Raw genomic sequence first — 17,366 nt, forward strand, 5'->3', positions numbered from 1 at the left:
CATGACGGAACCGTTGATCCGCCTCAGAAAAGTTCGTCGCGAATATCCGTCGGGCGACAGTTCCATCGCGGTCCTGAAAGACATCGACCTCACCATCAATGCAGGCGAGATGGTGGCGATTGTCGGCGCATCGGGTTCTGGTAAATCCACGCTGATGAATATTCTGGGCTGCCTCGATCGTCCTACGTCGGGCAGCTACGAAATCGGCGGACGGGAAACCGCCGCCATGGATGTCGATGAGCTGGCCGCGTTACGGCGCGAACATTTCGGCTTCATTTTCCAGCGTTATCACCTGCTGCCCGAGCTGACGGCAATCGGCAATGTCGAGATACCGGCGATTTATGCGGGGATCGATCCGTCGACGCGCGCCAAGCGTGCTGCGTCATTGCTGACGCGTCTGGGCATGGGCGACCGGCTGCATCACCGCCCCGGTCAGCTTTCCGGCGGCCAGCAGCAGCGTGTTTCCATTGCGCGCGCGTTGATGAACAATGCCAGCCTCATTCTGGCCGATGAGCCGACAGGCGCGCTCGACAAGCACAGCGGCGAAGAGGTGCTGCGCATTCTGGGCGAATTGCACGCCGAGGGGCGCACGGTCATCATCGTTACTCACGATATGTCGATTGCCAGCAAGGCAGAACGCATCATCGAAATCAGCGATGGCGAGATCATCGCCGACCATCCGGTGGAAAAGAGCGAGATCGTGGAAAGCGCCCTCAGCCCCCAGGATGCAGCATCGGCTCGCAAGCGTTCGCTGTCGCTTTACGGGCTGATGGGGTCGATCCGCGAAGCCTTTCTGATGGCTTTGCTCTCGATGCGGGCGCACAAGCTGCGCACCTTCCTGACCATGCTTGGCATCATTATCGGCATTGCTTCCGTCGTCAGTGTGGTCGCGCTGGGGCGCGGTTCGCAGGAACGGGTGCTGGCCAATATTTCCAGTCTTGGCACCAACACGCTGGAAATCTTCGCAGGCAAGGATTTTGGCGATGTGCGATCTGGAAAAATCACCACACTGGTGGTTTCTGACGCGATAGAATTATCCAAACAGCCCTATGTCGCTGCTGCCACGCCAACAGTCTCGACGAACAGCACGGTGCGCTTCGGCTCGCAGGAGTCCAACGCGCTGGTGAACGGCGTCAGCGAGCAATATTTTGTCGCCAAGGGCAGCAAGATCGCCGACGGCCAGTTCTTTGATCGTGAAGCCGTGCGAACAACGGCGCAGGATGTGGTCATCGACCAGAACACCAAGAACGCCCTGTTTGCCGATATCAATCCGGTGGGAGAGGTGCTTTTGATCGGCAATGTTCCAGCACGGATTGTCGGTGTGATGGAGCCGCAGCAGGGCGGCTTCGGCTCCAACCAGAATCTGTCGCTTTATCTGCCCTACACGACTGTTCAGGCACGATTTCTGGGCAGCAATTCGCTGCGCAGCATCACCTTGCAGGTCAAAGACGGGATTGATACGGCGCTGGCGGAGCAGTCGGTCACTGAATTCTTGTTGCAGCGCCACGGCACCAAGGACTTCTATATTCTGAACACCGACGACATTCGCAAGACGATCACCAGCACGACCCAGACGCTGACGCTGCTGGTGGCGGCAATCGCCATCATCTCGTTGATTGTCGGCGGCATCGGCGTGATGAACATCATGCTCGTCACTGTCTCCGAGCGCGTTTCGGAAATCGGGGTGCGCATGGCGGTTGGCGGGCGGCAAAGTGATATCTTGCAGCAATTTCTGATCGAGGCCGTGCTTGTCTGCCTGATCGGTGGTGTGCTGGGCATTCTGACGGCACTTGGCTTCGGCTTGCTGTTTAGCCTGCTCAGCTCGAATTTCAGCCTGATCTACTCGACCACGTCGATTGTGGCCGCCTTCCTGTGTTCGACGTTGATCGGTGTCGTGTTCGGCTATCTCCCTGCGCGAAATGCCTCGCGGCTGGACCCGGTGATTGCGCTTTCGAAGGGATAAACATGGCTTGGGGCGGGCTGGCATTGCCAGCCGCGTGAATCCAAAATCAGCGGCAATAGAAGAAAAAGTGCGGGTGTGTAGGGAATTTTGCTAAACCCTCGCTAAATAATAAAAAATTATAAGCTGAACTCTGCCCGCGATCATTTAAAACAACGATATTGGTTGCAGCGCTCACTGTTCGTCATCTGATTGTAACAGAAATGCGCGAAGCATCCGTCCATTCCAAAGGTCGTTGGGGGACAACGGCTGCGGGGATGTATTTGAGAGGGGTGAAATATGGCGGGTTTGGCTACCACCGGAAATGTCGAGACCATGGGTTGCACACTGCGGATGCGGTGCGTGATGTTGCTCGCATGCGCGGATCTTGCACGCCGCATGTAGCCGTTTCCGTTATCTGCACGCGTTCCATCGTGAAGTGCAGAAATCCTCAAAACAGTGCTCCCGGACAACCGGGAGGTGAAAATCAAAACTCCCGCAAAAGTGGGGGATCGATCAGTTGCGCGTTTCTGCGGGTGTTGCAGATTTTCAACGGTCGCTATGGAAGTAACGGTCTGTATCTTATTGGAAAAAAACGCCATTGACTAACGAAACCATCAATGAAAATCGTATTATGCAATCGTAAAAAACGACTCGTAAAAAAATCGAAACTTCAAACAACTTGATCCTGGAGGTCAGAAATGAACATCAAGAGCCTTCTCCTCGGCTCCGCTGCAGCGCTCGTTGCAGTTTCCGGCGCACAGGCCGCCGACGCAATCGTTGCGCCGGAACCTGAAGCAGTTGAATACGTCCGCGTTTGCGATGCTTACGGCGCTGGCTACTTCTACATCCCGGGCACCGAAACCTGCCTGCGCATCAGCGGCTATGTCCGTTACGACGTAAAGGGCGGCGATGACGTCTACACCGGTCTCGACCGTAAGGGCTGGGACAAGGGCGCTCGTTTCACGCTGCGCACCCACACCGCTTCGGAAACCGAACTCGGCACCCTGAAGACCTACACCGAAACCCGCTTCAACTACGGCGCCAACAATGGCCGTGAAGATGGTGATTACGGTTATACGACGCAGGGCGTTGATTTCCGTATCGGCTACATCCAGCTCGGCGGCTTCAAGGTCGGTATCGACGAATCCGCATTCCACACCTTCACCGGTTACCTCGGCGGCGTCATCAACGATGACGTGATCGCAGCAGGCTCCTACACCACCGGTCAGATTTCGTACACCTACAAGGGCGGCAACGGCTTCTCGGCTATCCTGGCTGTTGAAGAAGGCGGTTCGGGCTACGTTATCGACGGTTACACCCCGCACATCCTCGGCGGTCTGAAGTACGAGGGCGGCTGGGGCTCGATCGCCGGTATCGCCGCTTACGACTCGGTCATCGAAGAATGGTCCGCAAAGGTTCGTGGCGACCTGAACATCACCGACCGCTTCTCGGTTTGGGTACAGGGCGGTTACGCTTCGGAAGAATCCCCGCTGCAGAACTACGGCCAGTGGGGCGGCGATTGGGCTGTATGGGGCGGCGCGAAGTTCAAGGCAACCGACAAGGCTGTCTTCAACATTCAGGGCGCACACGACGATTGGGGCAAGACTGCAGCTACGGCTAACGTAGCCTACACGCTGGTTCCTGGCTTCACGATCACCCCGGAAATTTCGTACACCAAGTTCGGTGGCGAATGGCGTGACCGCGTCGTCGAGAAGGACGCTTGGGGTGGTATCGTTCGCTTCCAGCGTTCGTTCTAATATCGCTTATCAAGATCGGATATCGGGGCATTGTCCCGGTATCCAGACAGGTTTCGTCTAGGTTTATGTTCGCAGTAACGTGTCGGGTTGTCTGACGAGGCTTGGGAATATCGACTGATAATGATGTGACCTCCAGTCCATTGTTATTAACAGGCGGCAGGTCTTCGATCTGTCGCCTGTTTTTTGTTGGGGCGCCCGTTTCCTGCATTGAAATGGGCCCGTTCCGGTCGAACGAAGTCGCTCGACGGCCATAAATTATTGTAATTATTAGTAAAATTGCGATCCAATTGCCTCATCACGCTCTGATCACATTGGTGTGCCCGGGCGTGAATGAATCTCCCGCGCGTACAGATTTTTGTTATAAATTTGTCATGGAGGATTTACGCGCGTGAATATCATCGTGAAAGCACCCCAGACAGATGGAACAGTGGCGCAAACCGGCTTGAGCAATCTTCAGGTAGAAGTTGCGCATAAGATGCTGGCGCTTATCACCAAGGAGCGCTGGCAGATCGGTGATCGCATTTCCGATGCTGCGATTGCGCGGGAGCTTCATGTTTCGCGCTCGCCTGTCCGGCAGGTTCTGCAACTTCTGGTGCAGCGAGGCATCGTCGCGCAGGCTCCGAACCGTGGTTATCTCTTGCAGCGTTTTCCAGAACCGGACGAGCTGTCAAACGAGATTTTGCCACCATCCGATTTCGAAGACCTCTATCACAGGCTGATGAATGCGCGCGCTTCCGGCACGATTGGTCTGGAAATTTCAGAGGCCGCGCTGGCGGAGCAGTTCGAAGTGACCCGTGGAACGGTGCGCCGGACATTGATGCGCTTTGCCGCCGAAGGGCTGGCCGAGAGACTTCCCGGATATGGCTGGCGCTTTGCGGAAGCGCTCGACAACGAACACGCCATCAATGAAAGCTATTCTTTCCGGGTGGTCATCGAATGCGGTGCGCTGACACAAGCCGACTATAGCCCGGTTCAGTCCGAGCTGCAGGAGCTGCAAAGAGAACAACTTGAAATACTCGAACGCCCGATATCCGATTTTCCGGATGGCTTCTGGTTCGACGTCAATGCGAATTTCCACGAAACGCTGGTGTCATGGGCCAATAACCGTTTTCTTACCCAGGCGATCCGCTGGCAGAACCATTTGCGCAGACTGACGGAATCCTGTGAATTTGACCGTCTATGCGAAGCGCGGATTCGTCAGGCATGCGCCGACCATCTGGAGATTCTCCAGGCCATTGAAACTGAGGATTTCGAGTTCGCAGCCGCGTTGCTAAAGCGACATATCGCCCGTCCGTCCCATGACGGCGTTTAATTCCGTAATGCAATATAAATAGGATAAGACCGGGATCTGAAGCGATCCCGGTCTTTTTGTCAGATTTTTGCCGCCTGCACAAAGCGCGGGTCGAAAGTCTGCGCGAATGAAATATCCGCGCTCGAAAGCTCGGGATCGAGCGCTTTCAGCATTTCATAGAGGCTCTTGAAGCCTTCTTCCGCGATCAGGCCCTTTTCGGAATACATGGCGCGCGATTTCTCAAAGCCGGTCTTGTAGAGTTCGCGATCACCGAGCAGATATTCCTCCGGCACAGCGTCGGCAACGTCATCTGCTGAAGCCTTGTGAATCCAGTCCAGCGATTTGACGAAAGCATTGACGACGCGCTGGGTGGTGATCGGGTTGGCGTCGATAAAGCTCTGCTGCACGTAAACCGTCGCGGCAGGATTGGTCCCGCCAAACAGCTGCCGCGTACCTTCTTCGGTGCGGGTGTCGATCAGCAAGCTGATATCACCATCGACTTCGAGACGGGTAATCACTGGATCAAGATGCACGAGAGCCGCGATTTCGCCTTTCTTGATGGCTGCAACCGCGCTTGCGCCGCCGCCAACGCCGATAATCGACGCGGCATCTTCCGATAGGCCGTTCTTCATCAATGCATATTGCAAGAACAGCGAGGTCGATGAGCCCGGCGCGGTGACGCCAACATTCTGGCCCTTCAGATCGGCGATGGTCTTGATCTCGCCTGCGAGGTCCTTGCGCACGCCGATGCAGATGCCGGGGAAACGTCCGAGTTCGCAGACGGCCTTGATGTCCTGGCCCTTGTTCTGCATGCGGATCGTATGCTCATAAGCGCCAGTGACGACATCCACCGAACCGCCGATCAAGGCTTGCAACGACTTTGCACCGCCGCCGAAATCGTTGATGGTCGCCTTCAGGCCTTGCTCTTCAAAGAAGCCTTTGCGCTCGGCAATCGTCAGTGGCAGATAATAGAATAGCGGCTTGCCGCCGACGCCGAACATCAGTTCGGGCTTTTCAGGCGTTGCCGATGCATCCTGCGCATAGGCAGGCAGGCGGGAAGCAATCCCAGCCAGTCCGAGCGCTGCGGCGCCCAGCAGGGCGTCTCTACGAGTAATCTTCATGATTTTCCTCCTGAATAAATTGCTGCGCCTTCATGCGTTGTGGGTTGCCGCTTTCGGACGCCAGACAAGCAAGCGTTCCTCGATGAGGGAAACGCCCCAGTCGATAATGAGCACAAAGACGGTCAGCACGAGCATACCCGCAAAAACGCCGGTCACATCGAACACACCTTCGGCCTGATGGATGAGATAGCCAAGCCCTGCCGAAGAGCCGAGATATTCGCCCACAACCGCGCCCACGACGGCAAAGCCGACGGCGGTATGCAGGCTCGAAAACATCCACGACAAAGCCGATGGCAGATAGACATTGCGCAGCAATTGCCGCTCGTTCATGCCAAGCATACGGGCATTGGACAGTACGGTCTGGTTCACTTCCTTCACGCCCTGATAGACGTTGAAGAAGACGATGAAGAACACCAGCGAAACGCCAAGCGCCACCTTGGACCAGATGCCGAGGCCAAGCCACAGCGCAAAAATCGGCGCAAGAACGACGCGCGGCAGCGAGTTTGCGGCTTTTACATAGGGGTCGAAAACAGCGGCCAATATGGGTTTGCGCGCAAACCAGAAGCCGATCAGAACACCGGCAATCGAGCCGATGGCAAAGGCCAACATGGCTTCGAGCAGCGTGATGCCGAGGTGATACCAGATCGTGCCTTCCGCAAACCATTTATAGGTGCGCAAGGCAACATCGCCCGGCGTGGCGAAGAAAAACTTCGCCTTGGCGGGATTGCCGAAAAGATGCGTGGCCGTGAAGACGTGCCACACGAGAATAACGGCGACAGCAATACTGAGCTGCGCCAGAAACAGCATTGGCTTTTTCATGAACGTACTCCGGCGCGTTCTCCACTCGTCTGCTGGTAGCCTTTGAGGACTTCTTCCTTGAGCGCGCCCCAGATTTCCCGGTGAATCTCGTGAAACTGGTTGTCGAGGCGGATTTCGGAAATCTCGCGGGGGCGTTCGAGCGGAATGCGATATTCCGCCATGATGCGCGCACGGGGACCGGCAGACATGATGACGACGCGGTCGGCAAGCGCGATGGCTTCCTCCAGATCGTGGGTGACGAACATGACGGCCTTCTTGTCCTGCGACCACAGATCGAGCAGCAAATCACCCATGATCACGCGGGTTTGCGCGTCCAGCGGGCCGAATGGCTCGTCCATCAGCAGATATTTCGGATTGCGGATCAGCACCTGCGCCAAACCCACGCGCTTGCGCTGGCCGCCGGAAAGCATATGCGGATAGCGATCACCGAAGCTTGCAAGGCCCACGCGCGCAAGCCATTCCTGCGCCTGCCTTCGGGCTTCGGACTTTGCCGTGCCCGCGATTTCGAGGCCGATGGCGACATTGTCGAGCACGGTCTTCCAGGGCATCAATGCGTCCTGCTGGAAGAGATAACCCGCTTTGCGATTAAGCCCTTGCAGGCGCTGGCCGTTGATCTCGACAATGCCCTGGGCAGGCGTGAGAAGACCGGCCACGGCATTGAGCAAGGTCGACTTTCCGCATCCGGTCGGCCCGACGATGGCGACGAATTCGTTTTCCGCGACCGTGAGATTGCTTTCGGCAACGGCATCGAAGCGACCGCCGTCGACCAGCTTGAACGAAATCTGGACATTTTTCAGCTCGATGGCCGGCTTGTCGGTTGCACCCGAGTGCCCGCGCTTTACTTCGGCGTTCATCGCCTTCTCTCCTTGGGAAGCTGGCGAGGCGCCTTGCCGCAATATTGCATATATTCACTCCTCCGAAGGCGCACTTCAACGATGGGGATTGGGCTGGACGAACAGAATTGGGAGTTCTGCACGTCGCGAATGAAGCGCGCGAACGTTCAATTTCTGCCTTTCCTATACCGCTCTTGCAACAAGGCGCAATGGAAAGCTGATCGCGCTTTGCATTCTATCTACATAATTAAGTCTATACGAAATAATATTACCCTTTGGCAATGTGCCGCAAATTGGCATTGCATATCGCCCCTTCCGTCCCTCGAAGCGGGGCATTAAAGTCCTATTCCAAAAGCCGTCCGGCGATGTGGGGAGGAGCTAGGCGTGACGCTTCGATATCAGATTCTGGCTCTGGCCATTGTGCCGTTGATCGTCGCTATCCTGACGGTCACGGCCTTCATCACTTGGCAATCGGCCAATCTCGTGCAAAGCAGCATTGCGACCTTTGAAAAGAACATGCTGAAGGCGAAGGAGACCGAGCTTCTGAACCTCACCAATCTGGCGCTGTCTGCGATCCAGAAAATCTATGACGAGGCTGGCCCCGACGATACTGTGGCCATGCAGAAGGTGACGAGTATTCTCACCTCGCTCGATTACGGTCGCGACGGCTATTTCTTCGTCTATGACTATGACGGCAACAATGTCGTGCACCCGCGCCAGACCTTTCGCCCCGGCCAGAATTGGCTCGATCTGGTCGATCCCGATGGCGACCATGTCATCGCCAATCTGATCGACAAAGCAAAGCAGGGCGGCGGGCTGCACCAGTATAAATGGGAAAAACCGTCCAGCGGTGAAATGGCCGACAAGCTGTCCTTTGCCGTTGGGCTGGACAAGTGGAAATGGATGCTCGGAACCGGCGTCTATCTGGATGATGTCTATGCCCAGACGGCGGCAGCCAATGCCGATTTTCGCGCCAATATCCGCAACACCTTTCTGGTGGTCAGCCTCATCGCCGTGCCTGCGGTCATGCTGGTTTTCGCAACGTGTATGGTGCTGAACCTGCGTGAGCGGCGCATGGCGGACAACAAGCTCAAGGAGCTTGCCCAGCGCATCATCGATACGCAGGAGGAGGAGCGAGCCCGTCTGGCGCGGGAACTGCACGACGGCATTTCTCAAAATCTGGTCGGCGTGCGCTATGCCATCGATCTGGCAAGCCGCCAGGTGCACACGGGCAGCGACGGTGCACCGAGGGCCATCGAGAAGGCCTCGGATGTGCTGAACGGCGCGATCAAGGAAGTGCGGCGGCTTTCGCATGACCTGCGACCGCGCATTCTGGACGATCTGGGTATGACGGTGGCACTGAAAGCGCTTTTCGAGCATTTCGCGGAAAGGACAGGCATCGAGACCCGCTTTGAGGCCGACACACTGCGGGTCAATCTGAAACCGGAACCGAGCACGGCGCTCTATCGGGTCGCGCAGGAAGCGCTGACGAATATCGAGCGGCATTCGGGCGCTAGTTCGGTGAAGGTGCGTCTCTGGGATTCGAACGGGCGCGTGACGATGACGGTGACCGACAATGGCAATGGTTTTGCTGGTCACGATCTGAAAGGCGCAGCATCCGGGCTTGGCCTCAGAAATATGCAGGAACGCATGGCACATTTCGGCGGGGTGCTCTTGGTGGAAACCGGTACTGATGGTACGCAGTTGACCGCGCGCCTGCCGCTCTCGGCAGTCCAAAGACCTATGACGAAGCCATCCATGATGAAACCGCCCATGTCCGAACCGGAAGTCGCATGACGAAAGAATGCAAGATTCGCGTATTGCTGGTCGATAACCATCCGCTGGTTCTCGATGGCTTGCGCGCCGTGCTTGAAACCTATGACGATATCGAAATCGCTGGTGCGGCCTCCAATGCGCGTCTGGCGCTGGAAATGGCGCAGTCAGCCAAGCCCGACGTCGTGCTGATGGATATCAATATGCCGCTTCTCAACGGCATCGACGCCATCGAGCTTTTCAAGCGGCAGCTGCCCGGCGCGCGCATCCTGATGCTCTCCATGCATGACAGTCGCGAATATATCTCGACCTCGATCATGCGCGGCGCTTCGGGCTATGTGCTGAAGGATGTATCGACGAGTGAAATCGTCGCCGCCATCCATGCGGTCGCATCCGGCGGAACCTATTTTTCCTCCGGCGTTTCTGAAGCGCTTCTCGACAATGCGGAGAAGAAGGCGGAGGGCCTGTCTGCACGCGAAAACGATGTGCTGGTTCTGGTTGCTGAAGGCAGGAGTAATCGGGAGATCGCCTCGGCGCTTGGCATATCGGAAGCGACAGTCGAGACTCACCGCAAGAACATCAAGAAGAAACTCGGCATCGCCAGCACAGCCGGATTGACCCGTTATGCCATCGAAAACCGGCTTGGCTTTTCAGAAAGTTAGCCGCTGGAAGACGAAAGTACCCACTAGTGGGTAATTGTGCTTTCATGCGACTATCGTCTGCTTGCGGGTGGATTCCCGCGCACTTATCCTCCCCGAAAACGGCTTGAGGAGGCCGAAACAAGAGGGGAGGAGCAATGTCAGTTTTGCTGGCGTTGTCGCGCGCTATCGACGCGGCCAATAATTCTATCGGAAAAGCAGTATCCTGGCTGATACTCGTAGCGGTGCTGATCAGCGCCATCAATGCGGTTTCGCGCAAGCTTTTCAATGTCAGCTCCAATGCGTGGTTGGAGGCGCAGTGGTATCTTTTCTCGGCGGTTTTCCTGATTGCCGCCGGTTACACGCTGCTGCACAGCGAGCATGTGAAGGTCGATCTGCTTTATAGCCGTTATTCGCGCCGCACCCAGCTGCTGGTGGAAATTTTCGGCACCATTATCTTCCTGCTGCCCTTCTGCTTCATCACGATCTATCTTTCATGGCCCATCGTGGAAGCGAAGTTCTCCAGCGGCGAGACTTCCAACAATACCGGCGGGCTGGTGCTCTGGCCGGTCTGGACGTTGATCCCCATCGGTTTTGGACTGTTGGCGTTGCAAGGCCTGTCCGAAATCATCAAACGCATTGCCATTCTGCAAGGGCGGCTGCCGGATACGGTGGCGGCTGAAGATGCAGAAGCACAAGCGCTCTGAAGGGGGACGGATATGGTTGCTTTCTTCGCGGAAAATCTCGCCCCGCTGATGTTCCTCTCGCTGATCGTCGTGCTTTTGCTCGGCTATCCAGTGGCTTTTGCGCTTGCCTTTGTCGGCTTTGCTTTCGGTTTCGTCGGCATCGAAATGGGGCTTTTGCCCGTCAATCTGTTCGGGGCCATTCCCGATCGCATCTTCGGTCAGATGTCGAATGAAACGCTGCTCGCCATTCCTTTCTTCACCTTCATGGGGCTGATACTGGAGCGAAGCGGTATGGCGGAAGACCTGCTCGACACGATCGGGCAGTTGTTCGGTCCCGTGCGCGGCGGTCTGGCCTTTGCTGTGATTATCGTCGGCGCGCTTCTGGCGGCGACCACCGGCGTCGTTGCCGCTTCGGTGATTTCGATGGGGCTTATCTCGCTGCCGATCATGCTGCGTTACGGCTATGATCGCAAGGTGGCAAGCGGCACCATTGCCGCTTCCGGCACGCTGGCGCAGATCATTCCGCCGAGCCTCGTTCTGATTGTTCTCGCCGACCAGCTGGGCCGTTCGGTCGGCGATATGTATAAGGGCGCGCTGGTGCCGGGCCTGATGCTGGTCGGCGTTTATTGCGCTTACATCATCGGCATGTCGATCCTCCGGCCTCAAACCGTTCCCGCCTTGCCGCCGCAGGCCCGCACCTTGAGGGGATGGAGGCTAGCGCAGCGCGTGGTAGTCTCGCTCGTGCCGCCGCTGGTGTTGATTTTCCTCGTTCTGGGCACGATCTTCATCGGCGTGGCCACCCCGACCGAGGGCGGCGCGATGGGCGCGGTCGGCGCGCTGTTGCTTGCCATCATCAATCGCCGCCTGAACATGAAGATGCTGACCTCGGCGCTTTACGCCACGGCAAAACTTTCGTCATTCGTCATCTTCATTCTGCTTGGCGCGCGTGTGTTCTCGCTGACCTTCTATGGTGTCAACGGTCACGTCTGGGTTGAGCATCTGATGACGTCGATTCCCGGCGGTGAAGTCGGCTTCCTGATCGTCGCTAACATTCTGGTCTTCTTTCTGGCCTTCTTCCTCGATTATTTCGAGCTGGCCTTCATCATCATCCCGCTTCTGGCACCGGTTGCCGACGCGCTCGGCATCGATCTCGTCTGGTTCGGCGTCATGCTGGCCGTGAACATGCAGACATCGTTCATGCATCCGCCGTTCGGCTTCTCCTTGTTCTATCTGCGCTCGGTGGCGCCATCGCGCGCCTATAAGGACAAGGTCACGGGTGCCACCATCCAGCCGGTCACGTCGGGTCAGATCTATATGGGGTCGATCCCGTTCCTGCTGATCCAGCTGGTGATGGTCGCGGTTATCATCGCGTTTCCCGGTATCGTTACGCATTACAAATCCGGCCATCTGGTCGCCGATCCGTCGACGATCCAGATCAACGTGCCGATGCCCGGCGCGGATGGCGGCAATCCGTTCGGCACTGCGCCCGCCCCATTCGGTGCGCCTTCGCCGTCCAAGGATCCGCTGCCCGCACCATCATTCGGATCGCCGCAGCCAAGCTTCGGACAACCGGAAAAGCCAGCGCAGTAACCGAGGGGGGAGACCAGTTATCGCGCCGGTTATAAGTGAAACAGTTTTGGAGGAGGAAAACATGAAACAGGATTTGAACCGCCGTACATTCTTGACCAAGGGTGCGGCCATCGGCGCCGCCGCCGCAACAAGCGGTGCGGCGCTTGCCACACCGGCAATCGCTGATGAACTGCCGACGCTGCGCTGGCGTCTGACATCGGGCTTCCCGAACAATCTCGACACGATCTATGGCGGCGCCGTCTATATGGCCAATGCCCTGTCGAAGATGACGGACGGCAAGTTCCAGATACAGGTGTTTCAGGCAGGCGAACTGGTGCCAGGCCCGCAGGCGATCGATGCGGTGCAGGCCAATACGGTCGAAATCGCGCATACATGCGGCTATTACTTCACCGGCAAGAACCCGGCTTTCGCCATCGGCACCGCCATTCCCTTTGGCATGAATACGCGCCTGCAAAATGCGTGGCTCTATCATGGCGGCGGCAACGAACTTTATAATGAATTTTTGTCTGACTATGGCGTTGTCGGCATCGTCGGTGGCAACACCGCCGCGCAGATGGGCGGCTGGTATCGCAAGGAAATCAAGAGCCTCGAAGACCTGAAAGGTCTGAAGATGCGCATTGCCGGCGTTGCCGGTGAAGTCATGTCGCGCCTTGGCGTGGTGCCGCAGCAGCTTCCGGGCGGCGACATCTATCCGTCGCTCGAACGCGGAACCATCGATGCCGCCGAATGGGTCGGCCCTTATGACGACGAGAAGCTCGGCTTTTATCAGATCGCGCCTTACTACTACTATCCGGCGTTCTGGGAAGGCGGCGCTTCGGTGCATTTCTTCGTCAACAAGCAGCAATATGAAAGCCTGCCGGAAGCTTACAAGGTGGCGCTCAACAGCGCTGCCCAAGCCGCAACGCAGAACATGATTTCGCTCTATGACGTGAAGAACACCGCTGCAATCCGTTCGCTGGTGTCGAAGGGCGTAAATTTGCGGCCTCTTCCGCGCGATGTGCTGGATGCCGCATATAAGGTCACCTTCGAACTCTATGCCGAGTATATGGAAAAGAATCCAGCCTGGGCGAAGATCTATCCAAGCTGGAAGAAATTCCGCGACGAGGGTTTTGAGTGGTTCCGCGTCGCTGAATATACCTATGACAGCTATGTTTATGCCGCGCAGGCGGCAGGCAAATAGAGTTGCATCTAGCCTGTCGAACTTTGAGAAGGGGCCGGTTTTCCGGCTCCTTTTCTTTTACGCATTATCCTAAGCAAAACCGCTACGCACTTTTGCTGGAAATGCTGTAGGGCACGCCGTGAGTGCCTCGCGCTTGCCCCTTGTGACGCTATGCGCCTATATAACGCACCAGTTCGTACATTTTGAAAGCAGCCAGACGATCACGATGGACAGCGCAGTGGAGCTTGCACAGGACCGTGCGGGACGGAAAAACGATCCCGACAGCACCAAGGAAAATATCCTCGAAGTCGCGACCGAGGAATTCGTTCATGCGGGATTTTCGGGTGCCCGTGTCGATACGATTGCCGAAAAGACCAAGACGTCGAAACGGATGCTCTATTATTACTTCGGCAACAAGGAAGGGCTATATCTCGCCGTCCTGGAGCGCGCTTATGCCAAGATCAGGGCGCTGGAAAGCCGCCTTCAGCTTCAGGATTTCGAGCCGGAAGAAGCGATGCGGCGATTGATCGAGGCCACATTCGATCATGACGACGCCAATCCCGATTTCGTCCAGCTGGTCAGCATCGAGAACATTCATCGCGCCGAGCATCTGAAGAATTCCAGCATTCTCCAACGCACCAATTCCGGCGTGATCGGGATCATTGCCGAGATTCTGGCGCGCGGCGAGGCAAGCGGTGTTTTCACGCAGAAGGTCGATCCGGTGGACCTGCACCAGATGATCAGCGCCGCCTGTTTTTTCCGGGTTGCCAACCGGCACACATTCGGCGCGCTTTTCGACCGGGACCTGATGGCTGACGAATACAGAACGCGCCATCGCCAGCTGATCGCGGATATGATCCTGGCTTATCTGAGGTCGTGAAAGCTGGGCGCGGCCTGCCGCTTTATGATTCGGACTGAGCGCCTCGAATACTGCCTTCATTTCCGCGCGCTTCGCAAAAATAGTCGTCCTATTCGATTGACGTTACTAACCAGTTCGTACATTTTCTGAAATCGGAAACCTGCTTTGCGAAAATGGCGGGACGGTAGGGGGGGAGTGTAAATTCCGTGACGGAAACAGTGGCGCGGTCGGTTCGCGTGGGCTTGATTGGCAGCGGCATCGGCGCCTCTCGCACGCCTGCCATGCATATGCATGAAGGACGCATGAACGGCATCGATTACCGCTATGATCGGTTCGATCTTTCGGTGCTGGGCGTGGGCGTGGAAGCGCTGCCGCAACTGATGGATCAGGCGGAGAAAGACGGCTTTGCCGGGCTGAATATCACCTATCCCTGCAAGCAGGCGGCGATCCAGTTTGTCGATGAACTGTCGCCGGATGCGGCGGCTCTCGGTTCGATCAATACGGTGACATTCAAAAACGGTCGCAGGACGGGCTACAACACCGACTGGTGGGGCTTTGCGCAGGGTTTCCGGCAGGCGCTGCCTGATGCCCCCGTCGATAACGTCGTGCTGATCGGCGCGGGCGGGGCGGGAGTGGCCGTTGCCCATGCACTGGCGACGATGAGCGCGCGAACCGTTCAGGTTTTCGATCTGGATGCGGCCCGAACCGAAGCGCTGATTGCGCAACTCGCACCGAGGCATGAAACCTGCCGGTTTGAATCGGGCAACGATATCGCCGCCGCGCTGGAGACTGCCGATGGGCTGGCCCATGCCACGCCGACCGGAATGGCCAAACATCCCGGCGTGCCACTGGATACAAGTCTTCTGCTGCCCCGCCATTGGGTGGCGGATATTGTCTATTTCCCGCTTCAGACCCAGCTTCTTGCCGAAGCGGCAAAGCGCGGCTGTAGTGTCGTGAATGGCGGAGGCATGGCCGTCTTTCAGGCCGTCGGCGCGTTCGAATTGTTCACTGGCGTGACGCCGAAAGTCGACCGCATGATCGAGCATTTCAGTTCGCTCGGCGAGGGCGGCGGTATCTAAGAGCCTGTTCCAAAAGCCGCTCTGTGTGGCTGCAAATGGCAATTTGAGATTTGCTTTTGCATAATCTGAACCGAAAAGTCTGCAACTTTTCGGGATTATGCGAGGCTTCCGCTGCTCACGTACCTTAAGTACGCTCCGCTCCGGTACTCGAAAATCACCATTTTCGCACACACAGGCCGCTTTTTGATTCAGGCTCTAAAGAAACGGCCCGCATGAAGCGGGCCGTTTCTGCTTGGGGGGAGGAAAGGTCTACTCCGCAGGCTCCAGCTGCGGCATGGCGTCGGTGATGACCGGCGCGCCAGCCAATGCAGCTGCGAGTTTGTCCTGATCCAGCTCGTTTTCCCAACGTGCAACGACGATGGTAGCAACGGCATTGCCGACAAGGTTGGTCAGGGCGCGGCATTCCGACATGAAACGGTCGATGCCGAGAATGAGCGCCATGCCGGCCACCGGCACAGCCGGAACAACGGACAAGGTCGCGGCCAGTGTGATGAAGCCCGCGCCGGTGATGCCTGCCGCACCCTTGGAGCTGAGCATTGCCACCAGCAGCAGCAGGATCTGGTCGCTCAAGGACAGTGGAATGTCTGTCGCCTGCGCGATGAAGAGGGCGGCAAGCGTCATATAGATATTGGTGCCGTCCAGATTGAACGAGTAGCCAGTTGGAATGACGAGGCCGACCACCGAGCGCTTGCAACCGGCCCGCTCCATCTTGTTCATGAGGGCTGGCAGGGCGGCTTCCGACGAGGAGGTGCCGAGCACCAGCAGCAACTCTTCCTTGATATAGCGGATCAGCGCCAGAATGGAGAAGCCGTTATAACGCGCCACGGCACCCAGGACCACGAGCACGAAAAGCAGTGAGGTCAGGTAGAAAGTGCCGATCAGCATGGCGAGATTGGCGATGGAGCCAATGCCATATTTGCCGATGGTGAAAGCCATCGCGCCGAAGGCACCGATGGGGGCAGCCTTCATCAAGATCGAAACCAGCTTGAAAACTGGCGCTGTAAGGACATGCAGGAAGTCGGTGACCGGCTTGCCGCGGTCGCCAACGAGTGCAAGCGAAATGCCGAACAGGACCGAGAAGAACAGCACCTGCAGAATGTCGCCTTCAGCAAAAGCGCCGACAATCGTCGTCGGGATGATGTTGCTGAGGAAGCCGGTAATGCTCTGCTCATGTGCCTTGGTGGCATAGTCTGCCACAGCCTTGGGGTCGAGAGAGGCCGGGTCGATATGCATGCCAGCCCCAGGCTGCACGACATTGGCGACGATGAGGCCGACAATCAGCGCGAGCGTGGAAAAGGTCAGGAAGTAGATCATCGCCTTGCCGGCAACACGACCGACCTTCTTCATGTCGGTCATTCCGGCAATGCCGGTTGCAACCGTCAGGAAGATGACGGGAGCGATGATCATCTTCACAAGCTTGATGAAGGCATCGCCCAGCGGCTTTAGCTGTGTGCCAAGCTCGGGATAATAATGGCCGAGCAGGATACCCGCGGCAATCGCGACCAAAACCTGAAAATAGAGATGCCGATAAAGCGGGATGCGGCCGCGCGGTTCATCCGCCGTGCCAGTCGGAACTGCAATCATAGTGTCCTCCGTGTGGCTCAGTCCGGATTCCATCCAGCCTCCCGAGCCTTTCAGTCTGGGATTTCAACGGCGCTCAACCGCTGTTGGAGGTTCTAATTGCAATGTCCGTGCCAGTTTGTGTGGCATCGATTATCCTATTGAATAATATAAATATTATTAGAAATGCAGTGTTGAGCTTACCCAATATTGTGCGAACTTTTACACATTTCCCTTTTCTCTTTGTGCGAAATATCGC

14 protein-coding genes are annotated in these 17,366 nt (G+C 57.0%); 10 read left to right on the top strand and 4 right to left on the bottom strand.

The genetic code is table 11. The features are described from left to right. The first annotated feature begins 1 nt into the window (after position 1). The 3 genes from JAU75_RS10235 (at position 2) to JAU75_RS10245 (ending at position 5,011) form a co-directional block, all read left to right on the top strand. Positions 2–1,963, top strand: coding sequence for a MacB family efflux pump subunit (locus tag JAU75_RS10235; protein ID WP_199056423.1), 1,962 nt, complete (start codon positions 2–4; stop codon positions 1,961–1,963). Between the two features lie 677 nt (positions 1,964–2,640). Next, positions 2,641–3,699, top strand: a complete 1,059-nt coding sequence (locus tag JAU75_RS10240) for a porin (protein ID WP_199056424.1) — start codon at positions 2,641–2,643, stop codon at positions 3,697–3,699. A 388-nt stretch (positions 3,700–4,087) separates the two neighbouring features. Further along, on the top strand, positions 4,088–5,011 hold the full coding sequence (locus JAU75_RS10245; protein ID WP_371836150.1) for a GntR family transcriptional regulator: 924 nt from the start codon (positions 4,088–4,090) through the stop codon (positions 5,009–5,011). A gap of 59 nt (positions 5,012–5,070) precedes the next feature. On the opposite strand, the gene JAU75_RS10250 is transcribed toward JAU75_RS10245, so the two are convergent. Genes JAU75_RS10250 through JAU75_RS10260 form a run of 3 tightly spaced genes read right to left on the bottom strand, consistent with a single transcriptional unit; the run spans position 5,071 to position 7,784 of the window. After that, the gene (locus tag JAU75_RS10250; protein ID WP_199056425.1) at positions 5,071–6,111 is read right to left on the bottom strand and encodes an ABC transporter substrate-binding protein; all 1,041 of its coding nucleotides are present in this window, start codon (positions 6,109–6,111) and stop codon (positions 5,071–5,073) included. Between the two features lie 30 nt (positions 6,112–6,141). Next, the gene (locus tag JAU75_RS10255; RefSeq protein ID WP_199056426.1) at positions 6,142–6,930 is read right to left on the bottom strand and encodes an ABC transporter permease; all 789 of its coding nucleotides are present in this window, start codon (positions 6,928–6,930) and stop codon (positions 6,142–6,144) included. Next, on the bottom strand, positions 6,927–7,784 hold the full coding sequence (locus JAU75_RS10260) for an ABC transporter ATP-binding protein (protein WP_199056427.1): 858 nt from the start codon (positions 7,782–7,784) through the stop codon (positions 6,927–6,929). The genes JAU75_RS10255 and JAU75_RS10260 overlap by 4 nt, the downstream gene beginning before the upstream one ends. Before the next feature lie 363 nt (positions 7,785–8,147). On the opposite strand from JAU75_RS10260, the gene JAU75_RS10265 reads away from it, so the two are divergent. The 7 genes from JAU75_RS10265 (at position 8,148) to JAU75_RS10295 (ending at position 15,547) form a co-directional block, all read left to right on the top strand. Continuing rightward, entirely contained in the window at positions 8,148–9,560 is a 1,413-nt protein-coding gene (locus tag JAU75_RS10265; RefSeq protein ID WP_199056428.1) for a cache domain-containing protein, read from the top strand. Beyond that, positions 9,557–10,198, top strand: a complete 642-nt coding sequence (locus JAU75_RS10270) for a response regulator transcription factor (RefSeq protein WP_199056429.1) — start codon at positions 9,557–9,559, stop codon at positions 10,196–10,198. Before JAU75_RS10265 ends, JAU75_RS10270 begins: the two co-directional genes overlap by 4 nt. A 134-nt stretch (positions 10,199–10,332) precedes the next feature. Beyond that, positions 10,333–10,881, top strand: coding sequence for a TRAP transporter small permease subunit (locus JAU75_RS10275; RefSeq protein WP_199056430.1), 549 nt, complete (start codon positions 10,333–10,335; stop codon positions 10,879–10,881). 12 nt (positions 10,882–10,893) lie between these two features. Then, positions 10,894–12,450: a TRAP transporter large permease subunit gene (locus JAU75_RS10280; protein ID WP_199056431.1), complete on the top strand. Its 1,557-nt coding sequence runs from the start codon at positions 10,894–10,896 to the stop codon at positions 12,448–12,450. 61 nt (positions 12,451–12,511) lie between these two features. Further along, the gene (locus JAU75_RS10285) at positions 12,512–13,630 is read left to right on the top strand and encodes a TRAP transporter substrate-binding protein (RefSeq protein WP_199056432.1); all 1,119 of its coding nucleotides are present in this window, start codon (positions 12,512–12,514) and stop codon (positions 13,628–13,630) included. A gap of 205 nt (positions 13,631–13,835) precedes the next feature. Further along, positions 13,836–14,489, top strand: a complete 654-nt coding sequence (locus JAU75_RS10290) for a TetR family transcriptional regulator (RefSeq protein WP_199056579.1) — start codon at positions 13,836–13,838, stop codon at positions 14,487–14,489. A 185-nt stretch (positions 14,490–14,674) separates the two neighbouring features. Continuing rightward, positions 14,675–15,547, top strand: a complete 873-nt coding sequence (locus JAU75_RS10295) for a shikimate dehydrogenase (protein WP_199056433.1) — start codon at positions 14,675–14,677, stop codon at positions 15,545–15,547. Positions 15,548–15,796: 249 nt separating this feature from the next. Here the strand turns inward: JAU75_RS10295 and JAU75_RS10300 are convergent, their stop codons facing one another. Further along, positions 15,797–17,131 (bottom strand): dicarboxylate/amino acid:cation symporter, encoded by a 1,335-nt coding sequence (locus JAU75_RS10300; protein ID WP_199056434.1) that lies wholly within the window; start codon positions 17,129–17,131, stop codon positions 15,797–15,799. Between the last annotated feature and the right edge of the window lie 235 nt (positions 17,132–17,366).

The sequence above is a fragment of the Ochrobactrum sp. Q0168 genome (genome assembly GCF_016427605.1).
Taxonomy (GTDB): domain Bacteria; phylum Pseudomonadota; class Alphaproteobacteria; order Rhizobiales; family Rhizobiaceae; genus Brucella.

Bases quoted from the DNA above. Each gene is read 5' to 3' on its own strand.
- JAU75_RS10270 (WP_199056429.1), top strand. From the start codon at position 9,557: ATGACGAAAGAATGCAAGATTCGCGTATTGCTGGTCGATAACCATCCG.
- JAU75_RS10280 (WP_199056431.1), top strand. From the start codon at position 10,894: ATGGTTGCTTTCTTCGCGGAAAATCTCGCCCCGCTGATGTTCCTCTCG.
- JAU75_RS10300 (WP_199056434.1), bottom strand. From the start codon at position 17,131: ATGATTGCAGTTCCGACTGGCACGGCGGATGAACCGCGCGGCCGCATC.
- JAU75_RS10240 (WP_199056424.1), top strand. From the start codon at position 2,641: ATGAACATCAAGAGCCTTCTCCTCGGCTCCGCTGCAGCGCTCGTTGCA.
- JAU75_RS10250 (WP_199056425.1), bottom strand. From the start codon at position 6,111: ATGAAGATTACTCGTAGAGACGCCCTGCTGGGCGCCGCAGCGCTCGGA.
- JAU75_RS10285 (WP_199056432.1), top strand. From the start codon at position 12,512: ATGAAACAGGATTTGAACCGCCGTACATTCTTGACCAAGGGTGCGGCC.
- JAU75_RS10290 (WP_199056579.1), top strand. From the start codon at position 13,836: ATGGACAGCGCAGTGGAGCTTGCACAGGACCGTGCGGGACGGAAAAAC.
- JAU75_RS10275 (WP_199056430.1), top strand. From the start codon at position 10,333: ATGTCAGTTTTGCTGGCGTTGTCGCGCGCTATCGACGCGGCCAATAAT.
- JAU75_RS10255 (WP_199056426.1), bottom strand. From the start codon at position 6,930: ATGAAAAAGCCAATGCTGTTTCTGGCGCAGCTCAGTATTGCTGTCGCC.
- JAU75_RS10260 (WP_199056427.1), bottom strand. From the start codon at position 7,784: ATGAACGCCGAAGTAAAGCGCGGGCACTCGGGTGCAACCGACAAGCCG.
- JAU75_RS10235 (WP_199056423.1), top strand. From the start codon at position 2: ATGACGGAACCGTTGATCCGCCTCAGAAAAGTTCGTCGCGAATATCCG.